The sequence below is a fragment of the Bifidobacterium goeldii genome (genome assembly GCF_003951095.1).
GTDB lineage: Bacteria > Actinomycetota > Actinomycetes > Actinomycetales > Bifidobacteriaceae > Bifidobacterium > Bifidobacterium goeldii.
This window is the reverse complement of the sequence record NZ_QXGL01000001.1, coordinates 813,163-830,600: the sequence shown is the minus strand read 5'-3', so window position 1 is coordinate 830,600 and position 17,438 is coordinate 813,163. Positions and strand designations below refer to the sequence as shown.

Sequence of the window (17,438 nt, the reverse complement as noted above, 5' to 3'; positions counted from 1 at the left end):
GCGATTTCCATGATTTCTTCGACACGCTGAATGTTGCATATGCAACTGTTGTATGTGGGTTATATTACGATGTCATGTTGCATATACAACAAATGTGTGATGGGGAACAATCATGGACAAACATGTCCTCAGTATTGAAATGAGGGCGCTGAGCAAAGCCGTTGACCGGTATCTGGGCGAAAGCATGCCAGAATCAGCCCGTGTGGCAACCGGTGGCAATGCGCATATCATCCTGTTTCTCGCTCGTAATCGCGATCGGCCGATCTACCAGCATGATATCGAGCGCAAATTCTGCATCACCCGTTCTACCGCTTCGCGAGTACTCGCGTTGATGGAGAAAAAAGGGCTGATTGTGCGCGAATCAGTCGCTCACGATGCGCGCTGCAAACGCATTGTGCTCACCGAAAAGGCTGACGCGATTGTCGCTGATTTGAAGGCCAATGGCGAGCGAATGGAAGAACTGCTGGTCGAAGGATTGACGCCATTAGAACGCGAGACGCTGCTCGCGTGCATCCACCGGATGAGGGAGAACATCGGTGCGGCGCAACGCGAATTCGAACAGCGCGCGGGTACGCAACCGCGCACACCAGCTACTTCGGTGCAGGAGCAGGAGATGACACACAACGATCAGACGAAGGAGGAGAGTAAATGAGCGATAATCCAACCGCCACAGAGGCGGCTATCGAACAGTCGCGTAAAGCCGTTGAACCAGACAAGCCAAAGCACATCATTCGTACGCTTGCCGGGTCGATGCGCGAATACAAGAAGGAAAGTCTGCTGACGCCACTGTTCGTCATCATCGAAAGCATCCTAGAAATCGTAATTCCTACGGTTATGGCTTCGCTGATCGATCAGGGCATTACCGGCGGCAGTATGCCCGCTATCGTCAAGTTCGGCTTGATCTTGTTGCTGTGCTCGTTCGTGTCATTGTCGTGCGGCTTCCTTGCTGGTAAGTATGCGGCTATTGCGGCCGCGGGCTTCGCGAAGAACTTGCGCCGTGACCAGTTCGAGAAGGTGCAGGCGTTCAGCTTTACCAATATTGACCGGTTCTCCACTGGTTCGATTATCACGCGTCTGACTACGGATGTGACGAACCTGCAGATGGCCTACGGCATGATGATTCGCATGGGCGTACGCGCACCAATTATGGTTGTGGTGGCGTGGATTTTCTCATTCCGCATTTCGCCGTCGATTTCAATGGTGTTCCTCGCGTGCATCCCGATTCTTGCTATCGGCCTATGCGGCCTCGCAGTACTCGTACACCCAGTGTTCGAGCGCGTGTTCCACACGTACGATGCGCTCAACAATGTGGTCGATGAGAACCTGCAAGGCATTCGTGTAGTGAAGTCGTACAACCGCGAATCCTACGAGATTTCCAAGTTTGATCGTATCTCGCAGCGCATTTTCAAGGACTTCACTAAGGCTGAACGCATTATGAGCTTCAACAGCCCGATCATGATGTTCTGCATTTACGCTTCGATGATTCTCATCTCGTGGATGGGTGCCCAGCAGATTGTTGCTTCCGGCAACAATGCTGCAATGGGCTTGACGACTGGCGATTTGACGGCGTTGGTGACCTATGCGATGCAGATTCTCATGGCCATGATGATGCTGTCGATGATTTTCGTGATGATCATCATTTCGCAGGCTTCCGCTGAACGAATCTGCCAGGTGTTGCAGGAACAGAGCACTGTTACTGACCCGGATAAGCCGGTCATGGAAGTGCCGGACGGTTCGATTTCGTTCGATCACGTCACATTCCGTTACTCTGACAGTTCTGAAAAGCCAGTGTTGGATGATATCAATCTTGGTATCTGGTCTGGTATGACCGTCGGCATTGTCGGCGGCACCGGTTCCGCCAAGTCGTCGCTGGTACAGCTCATTCCGCGTCTGTATGACGTCAGCTCCGGTTCCCTCAAGGTCGGTGGCATCGACGTGCGTGATTACGATCTCGAAGTTCTGCGCGACCAGGTCGCAATGGTATTGCAAAAGAACGTGCTGTTCTCCGGCACGATCGCCGAGAACCTGCGTTGGGGTAATCCGAACGCCACCGACGAGGAGATTCGCCACGCTTGCCAGCTCGCACAAGCCGACGGCTTTATTCAGGAATTCCCTGACAAGTACGATACGTACATCGAGCAGGGCGGTACCAACGTTTCTGGTGGTCAACGTCAGCGCTTGTGCATTGCACGCGCACTGTTGAAGAAACCGAAGATCCTGATTTTGGACGATTCAACCTCGGCAGTTGACACCAAGACTGATAAGCTGATTCGCGCCGCATTCCACAATGAGATTCCGGATACCACCAAGATCATCATTGCTCAGCGCGTCGCCTCCGTGCAGGAATCTGACATGATTCTCGTCATGGATAACGGTCGCATTATGGCCAAGGGTACGCATGATGAGCTGCTCAAAACCTGCGATGAGTATCGGTCGATTTACGAATCCCAAACGAAGAACACTGCTGAAGGCCAAGCGGCACTCGATACTGCAGTAGCACAAGAAGCCGCCGCAGTGCGCGCTGCTGTGCAGGAGCCAGCACAAGAGACTATGCAGGAAGGAGAAGCACGATGAGCGATACGAAGCAGAACTTCAAGAACCGCAAGCCGGGCATGGGCAAACCTGCTCCTGGTACTACTAAGCGCATCTTCGGCTACATCATGCAATACCGGTGGCGCGTTATCGCCATCGTTGTATGTATTCTCATCGGTGCGGCCGCCCAAGCCGGCTCGGCACTGTTCCTCCAGTCGCTGATCGACACATACATTCTGCCGATGGTTGGCGCCACGAACCCTGACTGGGGGCCGCTGCTGCGCGCCATCACGCTCATGGGATGCCTGTACGTCGCCGGTATTGCAGCCAGCTGGCTGTGGCAGTGGCTCATCGTCACTGTCGAACAGGGCACGCTCAAAAAGATCCGCGACGACATGTTTGCGCACCAGCAGTACCTGCCGATTCGCTACTTCGACACCAATGAGCACGGCGACATCATGAGTCGCTACACGAACGACACTGATACGCTGCGTCAGGCTATTAGCCAGTCGTTCCCGCAGATGTTCGCTTCGATGATCTCTGCGATCGCCGCCATTATCTCCATGCTGTGGCTGTCGATTCCGATCACCGTGTTCGTGCTGTTGTTCACCGTGATGCTGTTCTATATCGTGCGCGCAATCGTCGGACGAGCCGGTCGCTACTTCGTTAAGCAACAGCAGTGGCTTGGTGACGTCAACGCGTTCGTTGAAGAATCCGTCAACGGCCAGAAGGTCATCAAGGTGTTCAACCATGAGGACGCTACGCAAAAGACCTTCGATGAGAAGAACCAGGAACTGTTCGAGGCGGCCGCAGAGGCGAACACGTGGGGTAACGTCACCATGCCGGTTGTTGGCAATATGGGTTACGTGCTTTACATCCTGCTCGCTATCGTCGGCGGTGCGATGGCACTCGCTGGCGTTGGCAACGTAGGCCTCAACGGCTTTGGTACGTTGACGCTTGGCACACTAATCTCGCTGCTTACCTTGTCTCGCTCGTTCATTAATCCGCTCGGCCAGGTCTCCATGCAGCTCAACATGGTGATGATGGCGCTCGCCGGTGCTTCGCGTATCTTCGCGCTGATGGATGAGCCGGTCGAAACGGACAACGGTACCGTGACGCTCGTCAACGTGGAACTCGCTTCCGACGGCCGCACAATGACGGAAGTTGACCATGAGACAGGCCACTGGGCGTGGAAGCGCGAAGCTGGCGACGACGGTACGCGTTCGCTCAAAGCCGCGGAGAAACTGCACGGCAAGGCGCGCGAAGTGGCACTCAAGGCCAAGGAGCAGGCTATTACCTCGCCAGATGGCCGCTTGACGCTCCTGCAGGGTGATGTGCGCTTCACCAACGTGACCTTCGGCTACAACCCCGACAAGCCGGTGCTGCACGACATCACTTGGTTTGCTAAGCCCGGCCAGAAGATGGCACTCGTGGGTGCTACCGGTGCTGGTAAGACTACGGTTACCAACCTGATCAACCGGTTCTATGACATTCAGGAAGGCCAGATCCTCTACGACGGCATTGACGTGAAGAACATTCGCAAGCCTGATCTGCGCCGCTCGCTCGGCATCGTGCTGCAGGATGTCAACCTGTTCACCGGTACTGTGATGGACAACATCCGCTACGGTCGACTCGATGCCACCGACGAGGAGTGCATCGAAGCGGCGAAGCTCGTGAACGCTGATGGCTTCATTCGCATGCTGCCCAAGGGTTACCAGACTGTGCTCGAAGGCGACGGCTCCGGCTTGTCGCAGGGCCAGCGCCAGTTGATCTCCATCGCGCGTGCTGCAGTGGCTGACTCGCCGGCATTGATTTTGGACGAGGCTACCTCGTCGATCGACACCCGTACCGAGGAGGTTGTGCAAGCTGGTATGGACGCGTTGATGAAGGGTCGTACCGTGTTCGTGATCGCACACCGCCTGTCCACTGTGCGCAACTCCGACGTGATCATGGTGCTCGACCACGGCAACATCATCGAACGCGGTTCGCACGACGAGCTGATCGCACAGAAGGGCGAGTATTACCAGTTGTATACCGGAGCTGTGGAACTCGAGTAGTCGACAGAGGGGGGAGTGCTCCGCAAAATATTGCGGAGCACTCCCCCCTCATATCATCTGGCTGATATCAGCGATCGAAGTGGTAGCCGTCACCAAAGAACATGCGCCAAGCGACAATGATGTCGTCGTAATTCTCGGTCAGGAAGAACTGCAAACGTCTGATTGTTTTTGCCGGAAGCTTTCCGTTATTATGCGCCAGAACCACCGTGCCGTCCGAATGTAATACGAATCGGGCGAGATCATGGCGGGAACCGTAGGCGACGTGAACGTGAACGCCGTGATCGCGATCCAGCGCTGTGAAATAGATGGAGTATCCGGCGAAGTTGAAGACTTCAGGCATCGGCGTATTCCCGGTCAATGGCGCGTAGACCATCGACTGTGGGCTTTACGCGGTCGAACCAGTGATGAAGGAATGATTCGCCTTCTTTGCCGAAGGAAGAGGAGAGAATCCTGCCGTTATTGTCAAACGTGGCCTGATGCGGGAAACCGAGTTCCGTAACCGTGATGGTGTTGTCATCCCACTGGGTTTTGATGCCCATCATCGTGAATGTGTTCTCTTCGCTCATAATCCCTCCCTTCCTTTATTTCTCTTTAACGATACTTGAATCAGCGAACGGGCGCGCCGAGCCATGACGGTGCTAGAGCAGATGACTGACCGTGCGGATCAGGGCCTGCTTTGCCTTGCCATACGGCGGGTAGACGAGCTCGAGCGTGTCCGGGAAAGTCGGCTTGCTCACCATGGTTTTGATATGACTGAATTCCAAGAATCCTGCCTTGCCATGGTATGAGCCAAGCCCTGAGGCGCCGGCGCCGCCGAATGGCAGCCGGCTGGAAATCAGATGACCAAGCGGCAGGTTGAACCCGAGCGCACCACAACTGACTTCCCGTTCGAACAGGCGCCGCGTTGACGAGCGCCGCGTGAACACATATGCGGCCAATGGGCGTGGCCGACGATTAATGAACTCAACGGCCGCATCCGCATCAGCGATCGTAAGAATCGGCAGTACGGGCCCGAAAATCTCCTCCTGCATAACCGGAGCCTTCGCGGATACATCGACTAGAACCGTGGGCGCAATATAGCGCTCGCTGCGATCAGTTTCGCCGCCGCACACCGCGCGTCCGCTGCCGGGAACATCCGGGGAGGGCAGAAGCGCTGCAATCCGGTCGAAATGCCGTTCGCTCACGATACGGCCGAAACTGGCCGATTGCCGCGGATCCGCGCCGAAGAAGCGCGTAACCGCCTCACTGATTTTCTCCGCTAGTTTCTGTGCAACATCCGCGGTGGCCAGCACATAATCGGGAGCCACGCAAGTCTGACCCGCGTTAATGAATCGTCCCCACGCAATACGACGAGCTGCCACATTAAGATCTGCCGTACCATCCACGAACACCGGCGACTTGCCGCCAAGCTCCAACGTAACCGGCGTCAAGTGTTTCGCCGCGGCCTGCATCACAATTGAACCGACGCGCCCGCCACCCGTATAAAAGACGTGATTGAACGGCTGCTCCAATAGTTCCGTAGTCTCTTTGGGGCCGCCCTGAACCACCGCAAAGGCTCGTTCATCAAGATATTCGGGGATAAGCTTGGCCAAAACCGCGCTGGTATGTGGTGACAGTTCCGACGGTTTAAGGCACACGCAGTTGCCGGCGGCGATCGCATCGACCATTGGCTCGAGGCTGAGCAATACTGGGTAGTTCCACGGCGAGATAACCAGCACCACACCTTTCGGTTCCGCAACCGTCCAGCCGAGCGCCGGCTGCAGTAGATAATGTAACGGTTTTGGTTGGCGCGCCGCCCACATGCCAATGCGTGCGCGAACAAATCGGATCTCGTCAAGCACCAACCCAATTTCCATCAGCATCGTTTCAGCTGCCGGTTTGCCTAAATCAGCGCGTACTGCTCGAGCAATATCGCCTGAATGTTCGCGCAGCATGCGTTCCATTGCGGTCAGTTGTTCGCGCCGCCAGCGAATCGGTCGTGAAACATCCGCGTGAAACATGTGATGAAGACGGTCAAACGTTGCTTTCCCATTCGTCTGCGTTGTTTTCGACGTGTCCTCGCTTATCGAAGTCATTTGATGATGCTCCTTCGTGCTCCTGCGTGGTTTCGTATTATGCGCGCTTGGAGCCTGCGCGCCCCACAAAATGATCCATGCAATCGTTGATACCGAAGAAGCTGTAAATCGGATCGGCAATCTTCGGCGGCAATGCGGCCACAATCGTGGAAACAGCAGCGAACGGCGGCATAATCAAACGCTCGCGGCCCGTGGCAATCGACCGAACGATCGAATCCGCCACCCTCTCCTGGCTCAAAATCGGCAGCAGGAGCGGGAACTTGGTCGTCACCCCCTCGAACATACCGGTATTGATGTAGTACGGGCACACCAGCAGCGTGTGAATATGCGAGCCGGCTTTCTTCAATTCACTGCGCAACGCGTTCGTAAAACCAACCGCAGCGAACTTGCTGGCCGCGTAATCGGTCTGCCGTGCGGTGGCCACCAGTCCAGCCGCAGAAGCAACAGTGACGGTCGCGGCGCGCGCCTGCCGTCTGAGATACGGCAGAAACGCCTTGTTTGTCCAATACAAGCTCAGTGCGTTCACCTCAAACGTGCGGCGGATCTGCTTCTCGGTGAGATTCTCGAAATCGTTACCAGAAACCACGCCCGCGTTGTTAATGAGCACGTTAACCTTGCCGAGGGCTGCGGCGGTACGTTCGGCAGCCTGTGCCACGGCATTCGCATCGGTAACGTCCACGGCAAACGCGAACGCCCGCCCGGTGGCGGTGGGGGAGTGGTTGATCGCGTCGGCGGTGGCCTGCGCGGCCTTGTCGTTGATATCCCAGATTGCCACGTCGCCGCCCTCTTCGGCGATACGCTCAGCCATCAGTCGGCCAATACCTGATCCTGCTCCGGTAATCACCACCGACGCGCCCGCGTAATACTGTGCTATACGTTCACTGCGTTCCCAACGTCCCATATCAGCCTCCTACTTGTGTGTTGCGGCTCGAATGTAGCGCGCTGCAGCCGGTGCGCATCCACGCCGGCGTGGAAACCGCATTCGCGCTGGCCGATTCAGATGCTTGCCGTTTGCTTGCTGTTGATGCTGAGCTCAAGCCAATTTGGCTTCCGAGTGTAGTCCCAAATCCGCTCAATATTGACAACAATGTCATAAACGTCAATATGTGATTGTCTGACAATTGCATCGCGTACTCTTGATATGACGTTATATCAATCGCTCGGCATGACGTTGCGTGGTGCTGCGGCGTTGATAGAACGCGTACCGATCCGTGCCGCCGCATGTTGTTACGGAGTATTTCCGTAGCTGAGAGGTGTAGTGCAAAGGAGACGACATGGCTTACGTGACGATACGAGACATAGCTCACAAGGCTGGCGTGTCTATTGCTGCTGTTTCGCAGATTTTGCACGGCAAAGGGCGTTTTTCTGACGAGACGCGTGAACTGGTGCTCAACACAGTGCGCGAAATGGGATACGTGCCAGATCAGCGCGCTCGTGCGATGCGTTCGGCACAAACAAAAACCATTGGTCTACTCGTGCCTGATTTGCGCAATCCATACTTTGCTGACCTCGTCTCTTCAATGGAAGACGAGCTGTATGCTCGCGGCTACTCCACGCTGATTGGAACGTCGGCGGAGACAGTGGAGCGTCAGGATGCGTTTATTGGCAATCTGCTGGGGCAGCGCATCGACGGTGCGATTGTGGTGCCGCAAGGTGTGAATTCGCCGGGCGTGCAATCGTTGATCGCGCGCGAGCTGCCATTGGTGTTTGTAGATCGTCTTGTCTCGGGAGTGGATTCGGTGCCATTTGTGGTGTCTGACCCATACCCGGGTATTCGTGAGGCGGTTAGTGAACTGGTGCGTTTGGGGCATCGTCATATTGGATTTGTGTCGCATTCGTCGCTGGGCTCGTTCAATGTGAATGAACGTGAGGCGGCGTTCCGTTCCGCTGTGGCGCAGGAGGCGCAGCTGGGGCAGGGGGCTGCGGTAGTGGTTGATTGTGACTCTACGTATGTGTCGCGTAAAGCAGGGCTTGATCATTTGTTGAAAGCGGGTGTTACGGCGATTATGTGCGCATACTCGCCTGATATGATCACGATGATCGGTTTGCTGCATGATCGCGGTATTGATATTGGCGGCGAAATGTCAGTGATTTCGTTTGATGACATTGCTGTGTTCCGCTTGTTGACGCCGCAAATTGCGATTATTTCGCAGCAGGCGGAGGATATGGGCCGTCAAGGCGTGGATATGCTGCTTGACATGATTGCGGATGAAGATCGCAGTCGTGGTGAATCACGCTATGTTCCGACATCGTTTGTACAGCGTGGCTCGGTCGGAGCTCCACTGCGGCGTGTTCCCTGATATTGCTGCGTTTAACGGGTATGTGAATACCAGATTTACGCGCTGAAGTGCGCCGGTAAACCGTTATCTTTGACAACGTTGGTAAAAGGTTATATCATGTTTTCTGTTGGTTGATTAAACGTTTTATCGATGGCGATGATCAACGAAATCGGATTGAGAGAAACTCGCAGAGGAGGTGAGCGAACAATGTGCATATCGATTCAGCACGATGCGCTGACTGCCGAGCTGTACGTAAGTGTTCGCGACGCCGTGGGTTTCTATCACTACGACATCGAAGACGCGCGCATGGCACTGGCTGGCGGACTCTACTCCGTGGTCGCCTACGTTGACGGCCAAGCAGCTGGAATCGGGCGCGTTGTTGGCGACGGACGTATCGCATTCTTCATCAAGGACCTCGTGGTATTGCCGCAGTACCAAGGTGCTGGTGTAGGAACAGCGGTGCTGAACGCGCTCATCGCACGTATTCGAGAGCACTGCTGTGCTCACGCGTATGTCGGCCTCATGGCAACACCTGGCAAGGAAACGTTCTACGAAGAACATGGATTCCTACGCCGGCCGGCACCAGGCTATGGCAGTGGTTTAGTGCAATTCGTTGATCCCATCTCACTGAGCACAGTCGAACCAGCTGCCACAAGCGAAGCTAAGTAACCGACTTGCTGAGCGCAATACACACGTATATCAACGCACCACGAAAGGAACCGAACAAGCAATGAAGCAGATCCCTCTGATCATCGACACTGATCCTGGCATCGACGACGCCGTCGCCATCGCTCTGGCAGTGTTCAACCCACGCTTTGACGTTCGCCTCATCACCACCGTTGCTGGCAACGTTGGCATTGAAGCAACAACAACGAACGCACTCAAGCTGATGGCCTACTACGGCAAGGACGTACCGATCGCACGCGGTGCCGCTGAGCCGCTCATTCGCCAGCTTGATGACGCAAGCGACATCCACGGCAAGACCGGCATGGAAGGCTTCGATTTTCCCGAGCCGAAAACCGAGCTGCTGCTGGACAAGCACGCGGTAGAAGCAATGCGCGACGAGATCATGGCTTCGGCGGAACCCGTCACCATCATGCCGATCGGCCCGCTGACCAACATCGCACTGCTGCTCAAGACTTTCCCAGAAGTCAAGTCCCGCATTGAGCGCATCGTGCTCATGGGTGGCTCGGTCACCCGTGGCAACAAGGGCGTTATGGCAGAATTCAACATTTTCGTCGACCCTGAAGCTGCCAAGATCGTGCTCGCCTCCGGTCTTGACATCACCATGGCCACGCTGGACGCCGGCTTGGGTACCGCGATCCCGCCGGAGAAAACCGCTCAGCTCAAAGACATGGGCAAGGTTGGCCTGATGGCCCACGACCTGTTCCAGCGCTACCGCAAGCGCAGCTTCGGCACTGGCCTGAAGATGTACGACGCGTGCGCGGTCGCCTGCCTGCTGGAACCTGACCTGTTCGACATGACCAAGGCGTTCGTGGATGTGGAAACCGCTGGCGAACTCACCGCAGGTTGCACCGTCGTGGACCTCAAGGGTTACCTCAAGCGTGAGCCGAACGCCACTGTTACCACCGGCGTTCACGCAGACCGCTTCTGCGATTGGTTCATGGACGGCATCGCACACTGCGCGTAAGTTTCAACAGCGCGTACGTGACAACAATCGTGCATTCATAACAGAGAAAAAGAGAATAAAGAAAGGACCAGACCGATGGAACTGGCGATTATGTACATCGTGGCAATTGCCGCGGTTGGCATTGTGGGCTTCATGCTCGTAAAGAAAATGGATATTAAGATCTCCCTGTTCCTCATCGGTATTGTGCTGATGTACATCGCACTGCTGATGGGCAAGGACATCTCCTTCACTGACTTCGTTTCCAGCGGCGTTACCTGGCTTGACCCGTTCAAGGTTGTTGGCGATCAGTTCGTTAGCACCCTCACCTCCGCTGGCTTCATCATCCTGATCCTCGGCGGCTACACCGGCTACATGTCGCACATCGGCGCCAACGAGGTCACCGTGAGCGTGCTCGCTAAGCCGATCGCACACATCAAGTCCCCGTACATCCTCGTGCCGATCACCTTCCTGCTGGGCAACCTGCTGTCCCTGGTTATTCCGAGCGCTTCCAACCTGGCCATCATCCTTATGGCAACCCTGTACCCGGTGCTCCGCCAGGCTGGTATGAGCCTGCTGAGCGCGGCTGCCGTCATCGCCACCACCGCAACGATCATGCCGACCCCGCTCGGTTCCGACAACGTTGCCATCGCTGCCGAACTCGCCAAGACCGACATGTTCTCCGGCCTGACCGCTAGCGACTACGTCTTCCGTTACCACGTGCTCGTCTCCATCCCGACCCTGATCGTCATGGCTCTGGTGCACTACTTCTGGCAGAAGTTCATGGACAAGCGCGCTGGCGGCGAACTGACCGCTGATGACGTCGAACTCGCTGAAGTCAAGGCTATCGAAGGCGGCGCACTCTACCGCACCGTGTACGCGATCCTGCCGCTGCTGCCGATCATCATGCTGCTCGTCGTGTTCGCCATCACCTCCACCACTGGCGCAAAGATCAACCTGAGCGTTGAGCTCGCTTCCATCCTCTCCTTCGTGATCGCCATCGTTTGCGAACTCATCCGCACCCGCAAGGGCAAGGAAACCCTCGCTGGCACCGAGTCCTTCTTCAAGGGCATGGGTGGCGCAATGCCGATCGTGGCACTGCTGGTTGCTGCTTCCGTGTTCGTCGTCGGCCTCAAGTCCATCGGTCTGATCACCGAGCTGCAGAACGCAATGACCGGCCTGTCCGGCTCCGGCATGGGCTTCGTACTGCCGCTCATCCTCGTCGGCCTCACCGCACTCATCGTGCTGCTGTCCGGCTCCGGTACCGCACTGTTCTTCGCCATGGTCCCGCTCATGGTCCCGCTGGCCGCCGCCGCTGGCATCAACGTGCTCGCCGTGTCCATCCCGATGGGCCTCGCCGGCAACCTGCTGCGCGCAGTCTCCCCGGTCTCCGCTGTGGTGATGATCGTCGCCGGCTCCATCAAGAAGAGCCCGATCGACATCGTGCGCCGCACCAGCGTGCCGATGATCGCTGGCGTGATCGTCATGTTCATCCTCTCCATGGCAATCTTCCTGCCGATGGGTGCGTGACACTGACGCGATAACCATGTGAACCCGCTAGGCGTCAGTCGTCAGCACAACCTATCAGCTACGCCGACGATCTGACCCCGAATCCAATGCAGTGCCCGGGGTTTGTCTTCTCAGACTCCGGGCATTTGCATACCTACACGATTACCCCCATCGCGATTTTGCTGAAACGTAGAACAAGCGTAGAACAGAGAAAACAGGCCGAAACGAGAAGGCCGAAAGGAATGCATCATGTCTGCATCATGTCTTGACTTGCTCGACCACCTGCACGGCGGCGTGTCCGTGGTCGGATCAATGAATGCTGATTACACGGTCGTCACTGAGCGACTGCCAAAGCCGGGGGAGACCGTTAACGCCGGGCCTTTGCGTATTCTGCCGGGCGGCAAATCCGGTAACCAGGCTGCGGCCGCTGCGCTTATCGGCGCAAACGTGCACATGTTTGGCGCTGTTGGCTCGGATGATAACGCAGATTTTCTGCTTGGTAAGCTCACTGAAGCGGGCGTGGATGTCAGCGGCGTGCGTCGCGTGGAAGGCCCCAGCGGTACGACGGTTATTACCGTGGATGCAAACGGTGAAAACACGATCGTGTACTCGCCTGGTTCGAACGCGCAGGTAAGCGTTGATTATGTTGAATCAATGCGCGATGAGCTCACCTCTTCTAGTGTGCTCGGCTTGTGCTTGGAAAGCCCGATTGAGACGGTTACCGCCGCAGCGCGCATGTGCCATGAGGCTGGCGTAAAAGTACTGGTGAACGATTCGCCGTTTACGCCAGTGTTGCCTGCTGAACTGATTGAATCGGCTGATATTCTGCTGGTGAACGAACACGAGATGGTTCAGCTGTTGAATATTGACGAGCCGGCTGACGATAACTGGGATGAGTTCGATTGGAAGGCTGCGCGCGATCGTATGCGCGCGCTCGGTTTTGAACAAGCGATTATTACGTTGGGCGGCGACGGTTCCGTAGTGATTGACGGCGACGATGTGCATCGCATCGAGCCGGTGCATGTCAACGCTGTAGACACCACCGGTTGCGGCGACTCGTTTATGGGCACGGTGCTTGCCGGCCTTGCCTCCGGATTCGCATTGCGTGAATCAGCCGAGCTTGCCTCCTATGTGTCCGCATACGCGGCCACTGGTTCCGGCGCTCAAGCCTCCTACGGTTCCGCATCCCAAATCCGCAAGTATTTCGCCGACTGAGCTGAGGCCGGCAACTTTCTTTTCTTTCCTGTGATTCCTTCCTTACAGGCCGCGATCATTTATCTGGTCGCGGCCTTTTGGCGTTAGCTCTCATGGTGTTTTTTCGGGTGTGTGCATATTCGGTCTATTTTGATACCCCCTAACTGGTGTAGGTGAACCGGATATGCACACAACGCAGGTAAATGGTCCGTGTATGCACGCGACCGTCCGTACCAATCGCGCAGGCGTGTTAGAATATGCCTCGTTGTCAAGCGATGATCCGTTATCAGCGGGGAGCTTTCGGAAGAACGGCCGCGATCCAGCGGTGGGATGTCCACAAGCGGACGCCCGCGCACGTCATGGCCCAGTAGAACCGACGGGATCGGCCCGACATAGCCGAAACTCAAGCGGTCGCATCTGCGCGGGTGTGGTAATCCGAACAGAAGGCGACAAGCGAGGTGGTACCGCGGTGACCGGCATTCTAGCGTAGGTTAGAAAGTTAGTCATCGTCCTCGTAGGCAGGAACAGCATTGAACGCCGTCCTGGGGGAGCAATGAGCTCTGCTGCGAGGTTGTCTATTGTCACCATCGCGCACTGCAGATCTCCAGTTAATCCACGGAACGGTCGGGAAAGCTGCGCCTGTTGGCCAGAGCAACACATTGACGAGGAGAATCATGGTGAGCGAAACCACCAATCATGTGTATCCCAAGGCGAACGCGGGCGGTGAAACCGCAACCGTGGCGCCAAACCCCAGCTTCCCCAACATGGAAGAAACCGTTCTCGACTACTGGGACAAGGATGATACGTTCCAAAAGTCGGTTGAACGTCGTCCCTCCGGCGATCACAGCCAGAACGAATTCGTATTCTTCGATGGCCCGCCGTTCGCAAACGGTCTGCCGCACTACGGCCACCTGCTGACCGGCTACGCGAAGGACGTCATCCCGCGCTACCAGACCATGAAGGGCCACAAGGTCAACCGCGTATTCGGCTGGGATACGCACGGCCTGCCCGCTGAGCTCGAAGCGCAGAAGGAACTCGGCATCGACTCGGTCGCGCAGATCGAAGAAATGGGCATCGACAAGTTCAACGATGCCTGCCGCGCTTCCGTTTTGAAGTACACGCACGAATGGCAGGATTACGTGCACCGTCAGGCCCGCTGGGTCGACTTCGAGCACGGCTACAAGACACTGAACATCCCGTACATGGAATCCGTGATGTGGGCGTTCAAGCAGCTGTACGAGAAGGGCCTCGCATACCAGGGCTACCGCGTGCTGCCGTACTGCCCGAAGGACCAGACGCCGCTGAGCGCGCACGAGCTGCGCATGGATGCCGACGTGTACCAGGATCGTCAGGACACCACCGTCTCCGTCGCCGTCAAGATGCGCGACGAGGACGCTTACGCAGTGTTCTGGACCACCACGCCGTGGACTGTTCCGACCAACTTTGCAATCGTTGTCGGTGCAGACATCGACTACGTTGAGGTTGAGCCGACTGAAGGCAAGTTCGCCGGCAAGAAGTTCTACCTTGGCAAGGATCTGCTGCCGCACTACACCAAGGAACTCGGCGAAGACTACAAGGTCGTGCGCGAGCTCAAGGGTTCCGAGCTGGCCGGCCGCCGCTACTGGCCGGTCTTCCCGTACTTTGCGGGTGAGAAGGCTGAAACGGAAGGCAACGTGCCTGGCCCGAACGGCTACACGATCTTCACTGCTGATTATGTTGACACCGTTGAAGGTACTGGTCTCGTGCACCAGGCTCCTTACGGTGAAGACGATATGAACACGCTCAACGCCAAGGGCATCAAGAGCACCGACGTGCTCGACAACGGCTGCAACTTCACCGCGCAGTGCCCCGACTATGAGGGCCTGTTCGTGTTCGACGCGAACCTGCCGATCCTGCGCAACCTGCGTGCCGGCGACGGCCCGCTCGCTGGAATCCCCGAAGAGCGCCGCGCGATCCTCTTCCAGGAGAAGAGCTACGTGCACTCCTACCCGCACTGCTGGCGTTGCGCCACGCCGCTGATCTACAAGCCGGTGAGCTCCTGGTTCGTCTCCGTTACCAAGATCAAGCCGCGTCTGCTGGAATTGAACCAGCAGATCAACTGGATTCCGGAGAACGTCAAGGACGGCCAGTTCGGCAAGTGGCTCGCCAACGCGCGCGACTGGTCGATCTCCCGCAACCGCTTCTGGGGCTCCCCGATCCCGGTGTGGGTGAGCGACGACCCGAAGTACCCGCGCGTGGACGTGTACGGCTCCCTCGAAGAACTGAAGGCCGACTTCGGCGATTACCCGCGCGACAAGGACGGCAACATCAACATGCACCGTCCGTGGATCGACAACCTGACCCGCGTCAACCCGGACGACCCGACCGGCAAGAGCCACATGCACCGCATCAGCGACGTGCTCGACTGCTGGTTCGAATCCGGTTCGATGTCGTTCGCGCAGTTCCACTATCCGTTCGAGAACAAGGAAAAGTTCGAACAGCACTTCCCGGCCGACTACATCGTGGAGTATATTGGCCAGACCCGCGGTTGGTTCTACCTGCTGCACGTCATGGCGACCGCACTGTTCGACCGCCCGGCGTTCAAGAACGTGATCTGCCACGGCATCGTGCTCGGCTCCGACGGCCAGAAGATGTCCAAGCACCTGCGCAACTACCCGGACGTCAACGGCGTGTTCGACAAGTACGGTTCCGACGCCATGCGCTGGTTCCTCATGTCCTCGCCGATCCTGCGCGGCGGCAACCTGATCGTCACCGCCGAAGGCATCCGCGACACGGTCCGCCAGGTCATGCTGCCGGTGTGGAGCTCCTACTACTTCTTCACCCTGTACGCTAACGCGGCCAACAAGGGCGCCGGCTTCGACGCTCGCGCGCTGCGTGCTGACGAGGTCGCCGGCCTGCCGGAAATGGACCGCTACCTGCTGGCCCGCACCCGCCGACTGGTCGCCAAGGTTCAGAAGTCGCTCGACGAGTTCGCGATCTCCGACGCTTGCGACGCCGCGTCTGATTTCATTGACGTGCTCACCAACTGGTACATCCGCAACACTCGTGACCGCTTCTGGAATGAGGATGCGAACGCGTTCAACACGCTGTACACCGTGCTTGAGGTGTTCATGCGCGTGCTTGCCCCGCTTGCCCCGATGGAAGCTGAAGCCGTGTGGCGTGGTCTGACCGGTGGTGAATCCGTGCACCTGGCTGACTGGCCATTCCTCGCGGACGAGAAGACCGGCGAGGCGACCGAACTTGGCCGCGTACTGGTTGATGATCCGAAGCTGGTCAACGCAATGGAGAAGGTGCGCGAGGTTGTCTCTGGCACCCTCTCGCTGCGCAAGGCGGAGAAGATCCGCGTGCGCCAGCCGCTCGCCAAGCTCACTGTGGTCGTCGAAGACGTGGACGCTGTGCGCGCTTACGCTGACCTGCTGAAGGGCGAACTCAACGTTAAGGACATCGAGTTCTGCACGCTGGAAGACGCTCCGTCCCACGGCTTGAAGATCGTGCACCAGCTCAAGGTGAACGCTCGCGCTGCTGGCCCGCGCCTGGGCAAGCAGGTGCAGTTCGCAATCAAGGCCTCCAAGACCGGCGACTGGCATGTGGATGCTGCAACCGGCGCACCTGTGGTTGCAACGCCGTCCGGCGATCTCGCGCTGGTTGAAGGTGAGTATGAGCTGATCAACTGCGTGGAAGAGGAGAACGCTGCTGAAGCAGCTGCATCCGTTTCCGCCGCACTGCCGACCGGCGGCTTCGTGATCCTCGACACCGCGCTGACCGACGATCTGCTGGCCGAAGGCTACGCTCGCGACGCGATCCGCGCCGTGCAGGACGCTCGTAAGGCTGCGGATCTCGATATCGCTGACCGTATCAGCTTGAAGCTCACCGCTCCGGCGGCTGACGCGCCGAAGCTCGAACAGTTCCGCGATCTCATCGCACACGAGACGCTCGCTGAGGCTGGCGTTGAAATCGTGGCCGATGACGCTGCTCAGGAGCTGAGTGTTGAGGTTGCGAAAGCGTGAGCTGCTGACTTCTGCACACCATAACTGAATATCGTGGCGCATCCGGTTGCATAATGATTCATTGTTATGCAACCGGATGCGGCGTTTCAGCTACCTGTGTTATATACATATGCGGCCGGGTGGGTGAACCATTACTGAAGTAGTGATTCACCCATCCG

The 17,438-nt window shown here is 57.2% G+C and carries 13 protein-coding genes; 9 read left to right on the top strand and 4 right to left on the bottom strand.

The features are described from left to right. Nucleotides 1-112 precede the first annotated feature (112 nt). From D2E25_RS03545 to D2E25_RS03535, 3 genes are read left to right on the top strand one after another with little or no spacing between them, the layout of a single operon-like run. The gene (locus D2E25_RS03545) at nucleotides 113-652 is read left to right on the top strand and encodes a MarR family winged helix-turn-helix transcriptional regulator (protein WP_125979659.1); all 540 of its coding nucleotides are present in this window, start codon (nucleotides 113-115) and stop codon (nucleotides 650-652) included. After that, nucleotides 649-2,574: an ABC transporter ATP-binding protein gene (locus D2E25_RS03540; protein ID WP_125979657.1), complete on the top strand. Its 1,926-nt coding sequence runs from the start codon at nucleotides 649-651 to the stop codon at nucleotides 2,572-2,574. Before D2E25_RS03545 ends, D2E25_RS03540 begins: the two co-directional genes overlap by 4 nt. Then, on the top strand, nucleotides 2,571-4,589 hold the full coding sequence (locus tag D2E25_RS03535) for an ABC transporter ATP-binding protein (protein WP_125979655.1): 2,019 nt from the start codon (nucleotides 2,571-2,573) through the stop codon (nucleotides 4,587-4,589). Before D2E25_RS03540 ends, D2E25_RS03535 begins: the two co-directional genes overlap by 4 nt. Nucleotides 4,590-4,656: 67 nt before the next feature. Here the strand turns inward: D2E25_RS03535 and D2E25_RS03530 are convergent, their stop codons facing one another. From D2E25_RS03530 to D2E25_RS03515, 4 genes are all read right to left on the bottom strand, one after another. Beyond that, on the bottom strand, nucleotides 4,657-4,929 hold the full coding sequence (locus D2E25_RS03530; RefSeq protein WP_164514688.1) for a DUF4160 domain-containing protein: 273 nt from the start codon (nucleotides 4,927-4,929) through the stop codon (nucleotides 4,657-4,659). Beyond that, nucleotides 4,922-5,155: a hypothetical protein gene (locus D2E25_RS03525; protein ID WP_125979651.1), complete on the bottom strand. Its 234-nt coding sequence runs from the start codon at nucleotides 5,153-5,155 to the stop codon at nucleotides 4,922-4,924. Before D2E25_RS03525 ends, D2E25_RS03530 begins: the two co-directional genes overlap by 8 nt. 72 nt (nucleotides 5,156-5,227) lie before the next feature. Next, complete coding sequence (locus D2E25_RS03520) at nucleotides 5,228-6,664, bottom strand: aldehyde dehydrogenase family protein (protein ID WP_125979649.1); 1,437 nt, start codon at nucleotides 6,662-6,664, stop codon at nucleotides 5,228-5,230. A 37-nt stretch (nucleotides 6,665-6,701) separates the two neighbouring features. Then, on the bottom strand, nucleotides 6,702-7,565 hold the full coding sequence (locus D2E25_RS03515; protein ID WP_125979647.1) for an SDR family oxidoreductase: 864 nt from the start codon (nucleotides 7,563-7,565) through the stop codon (nucleotides 6,702-6,704). Nucleotides 7,566-7,938: 373 nt separating this feature from the next. Between D2E25_RS03515 and D2E25_RS03510 the strand changes: the two genes are divergently transcribed. The 6 genes from D2E25_RS03510 to ileS all read left to right on the top strand — a co-directional run bounded on the left by D2E25_RS03510 (nucleotide 7,939) and on the right by ileS (nucleotide 17,280). Continuing rightward, the gene (locus D2E25_RS03510; protein ID WP_125979645.1) at nucleotides 7,939-8,964 is read left to right on the top strand and encodes a LacI family DNA-binding transcriptional regulator; all 1,026 of its coding nucleotides are present in this window, start codon (nucleotides 7,939-7,941) and stop codon (nucleotides 8,962-8,964) included. A 186-nt stretch (nucleotides 8,965-9,150) separates the two neighbouring features. Then, entirely contained in the window at nucleotides 9,151-9,612 is a 462-nt protein-coding gene (locus tag D2E25_RS03505; RefSeq protein ID WP_125979643.1) for a GNAT family N-acetyltransferase, read from the top strand. Nucleotides 9,613-9,673: 61 nt separating this feature from the next. Beyond that, nucleotides 9,674-10,594 carry a ribonucleoside hydrolase RihC gene (gene rihC / locus D2E25_RS03500; RefSeq protein ID WP_125979640.1) on the top strand — a complete coding sequence of 307 codons (921 nt, stop codon included), beginning with the start codon at nucleotides 9,674-9,676 and terminating at the stop codon, nucleotides 10,592-10,594. Nucleotides 10,595-10,669: 75 nt separating this feature from the next. Next, nucleotides 10,670-12,100: a C4-dicarboxylate transporter DcuC gene (gene dcuC / locus D2E25_RS03495; protein ID WP_125979637.1), complete on the top strand. Its 1,431-nt coding sequence runs from the start codon at nucleotides 10,670-10,672 to the stop codon at nucleotides 12,098-12,100. Nucleotides 12,101-12,328: 228 nt separating this feature from the next. Continuing rightward, nucleotides 12,329-13,294, top strand: a complete 966-nt coding sequence (locus D2E25_RS03490) for a ribokinase (protein WP_125979635.1) — start codon at nucleotides 12,329-12,331, stop codon at nucleotides 13,292-13,294. Between the two features lie 656 nt (nucleotides 13,295-13,950). Continuing rightward, nucleotides 13,951-17,280 (top strand): mupirocin-resistant isoleucine--tRNA ligase, encoded by a 3,330-nt coding sequence (gene ileS, locus D2E25_RS03485; RefSeq protein WP_277599946.1) that lies wholly within the window; start codon nucleotides 13,951-13,953, stop codon nucleotides 17,278-17,280. Nucleotides 17,281-17,438: the final 158 nt, after the last annotated feature.

Excerpts from the sequence above, each read along its gene's own strand:
- D2E25_RS03510 (WP_125979645.1), top strand. The coding sequence starts at position 7,939 with ATGGCTTACGTGACGATACGAGACATAGCTCACAAGGCTGGCGTGTCT.
- D2E25_RS03540 (WP_125979657.1), top strand. The coding sequence starts at position 649 with ATGAGCGATAATCCAACCGCCACAGAGGCGGCTATCGAACAGTCGCGT.
- D2E25_RS03535 (WP_125979655.1), top strand. The coding sequence starts at position 2,571 with ATGAGCGATACGAAGCAGAACTTCAAGAACCGCAAGCCGGGCATGGGC.
- D2E25_RS03525 (WP_125979651.1), bottom strand. The coding sequence starts at position 5,155 with ATGAGCGAAGAGAACACATTCACGATGATGGGCATCAAAACCCAGTGG.
- D2E25_RS03515 (WP_125979647.1), bottom strand. The coding sequence starts at position 7,565 with ATGGGACGTTGGGAACGCAGTGAACGTATAGCACAGTATTACGCGGGC.
- dcuC (WP_125979637.1), top strand. The coding sequence starts at position 10,670 with ATGGAACTGGCGATTATGTACATCGTGGCAATTGCCGCGGTTGGCATT.
- D2E25_RS03505 (WP_125979643.1), top strand. The coding sequence starts at position 9,151 with ATGTGCATATCGATTCAGCACGATGCGCTGACTGCCGAGCTGTACGTA.
- D2E25_RS03520 (WP_125979649.1), bottom strand. The coding sequence starts at position 6,664 with ATGACTTCGATAAGCGAGGACACGTCGAAAACAACGCAGACGAATGGG.
- D2E25_RS03490 (WP_125979635.1), top strand. The coding sequence starts at position 12,329 with ATGTCTGCATCATGTCTTGACTTGCTCGACCACCTGCACGGCGGCGTG.
- D2E25_RS03530 (WP_164514688.1), bottom strand. The coding sequence starts at position 4,929 with ATGCCTGAAGTCTTCAACTTCGCCGGATACTCCATCTATTTCACAGCG.
- rihC (WP_125979640.1), top strand. The coding sequence starts at position 9,674 with ATGAAGCAGATCCCTCTGATCATCGACACTGATCCTGGCATCGACGAC.
- D2E25_RS03545 (WP_125979659.1), top strand. The coding sequence starts at position 113 with ATGGACAAACATGTCCTCAGTATTGAAATGAGGGCGCTGAGCAAAGCC.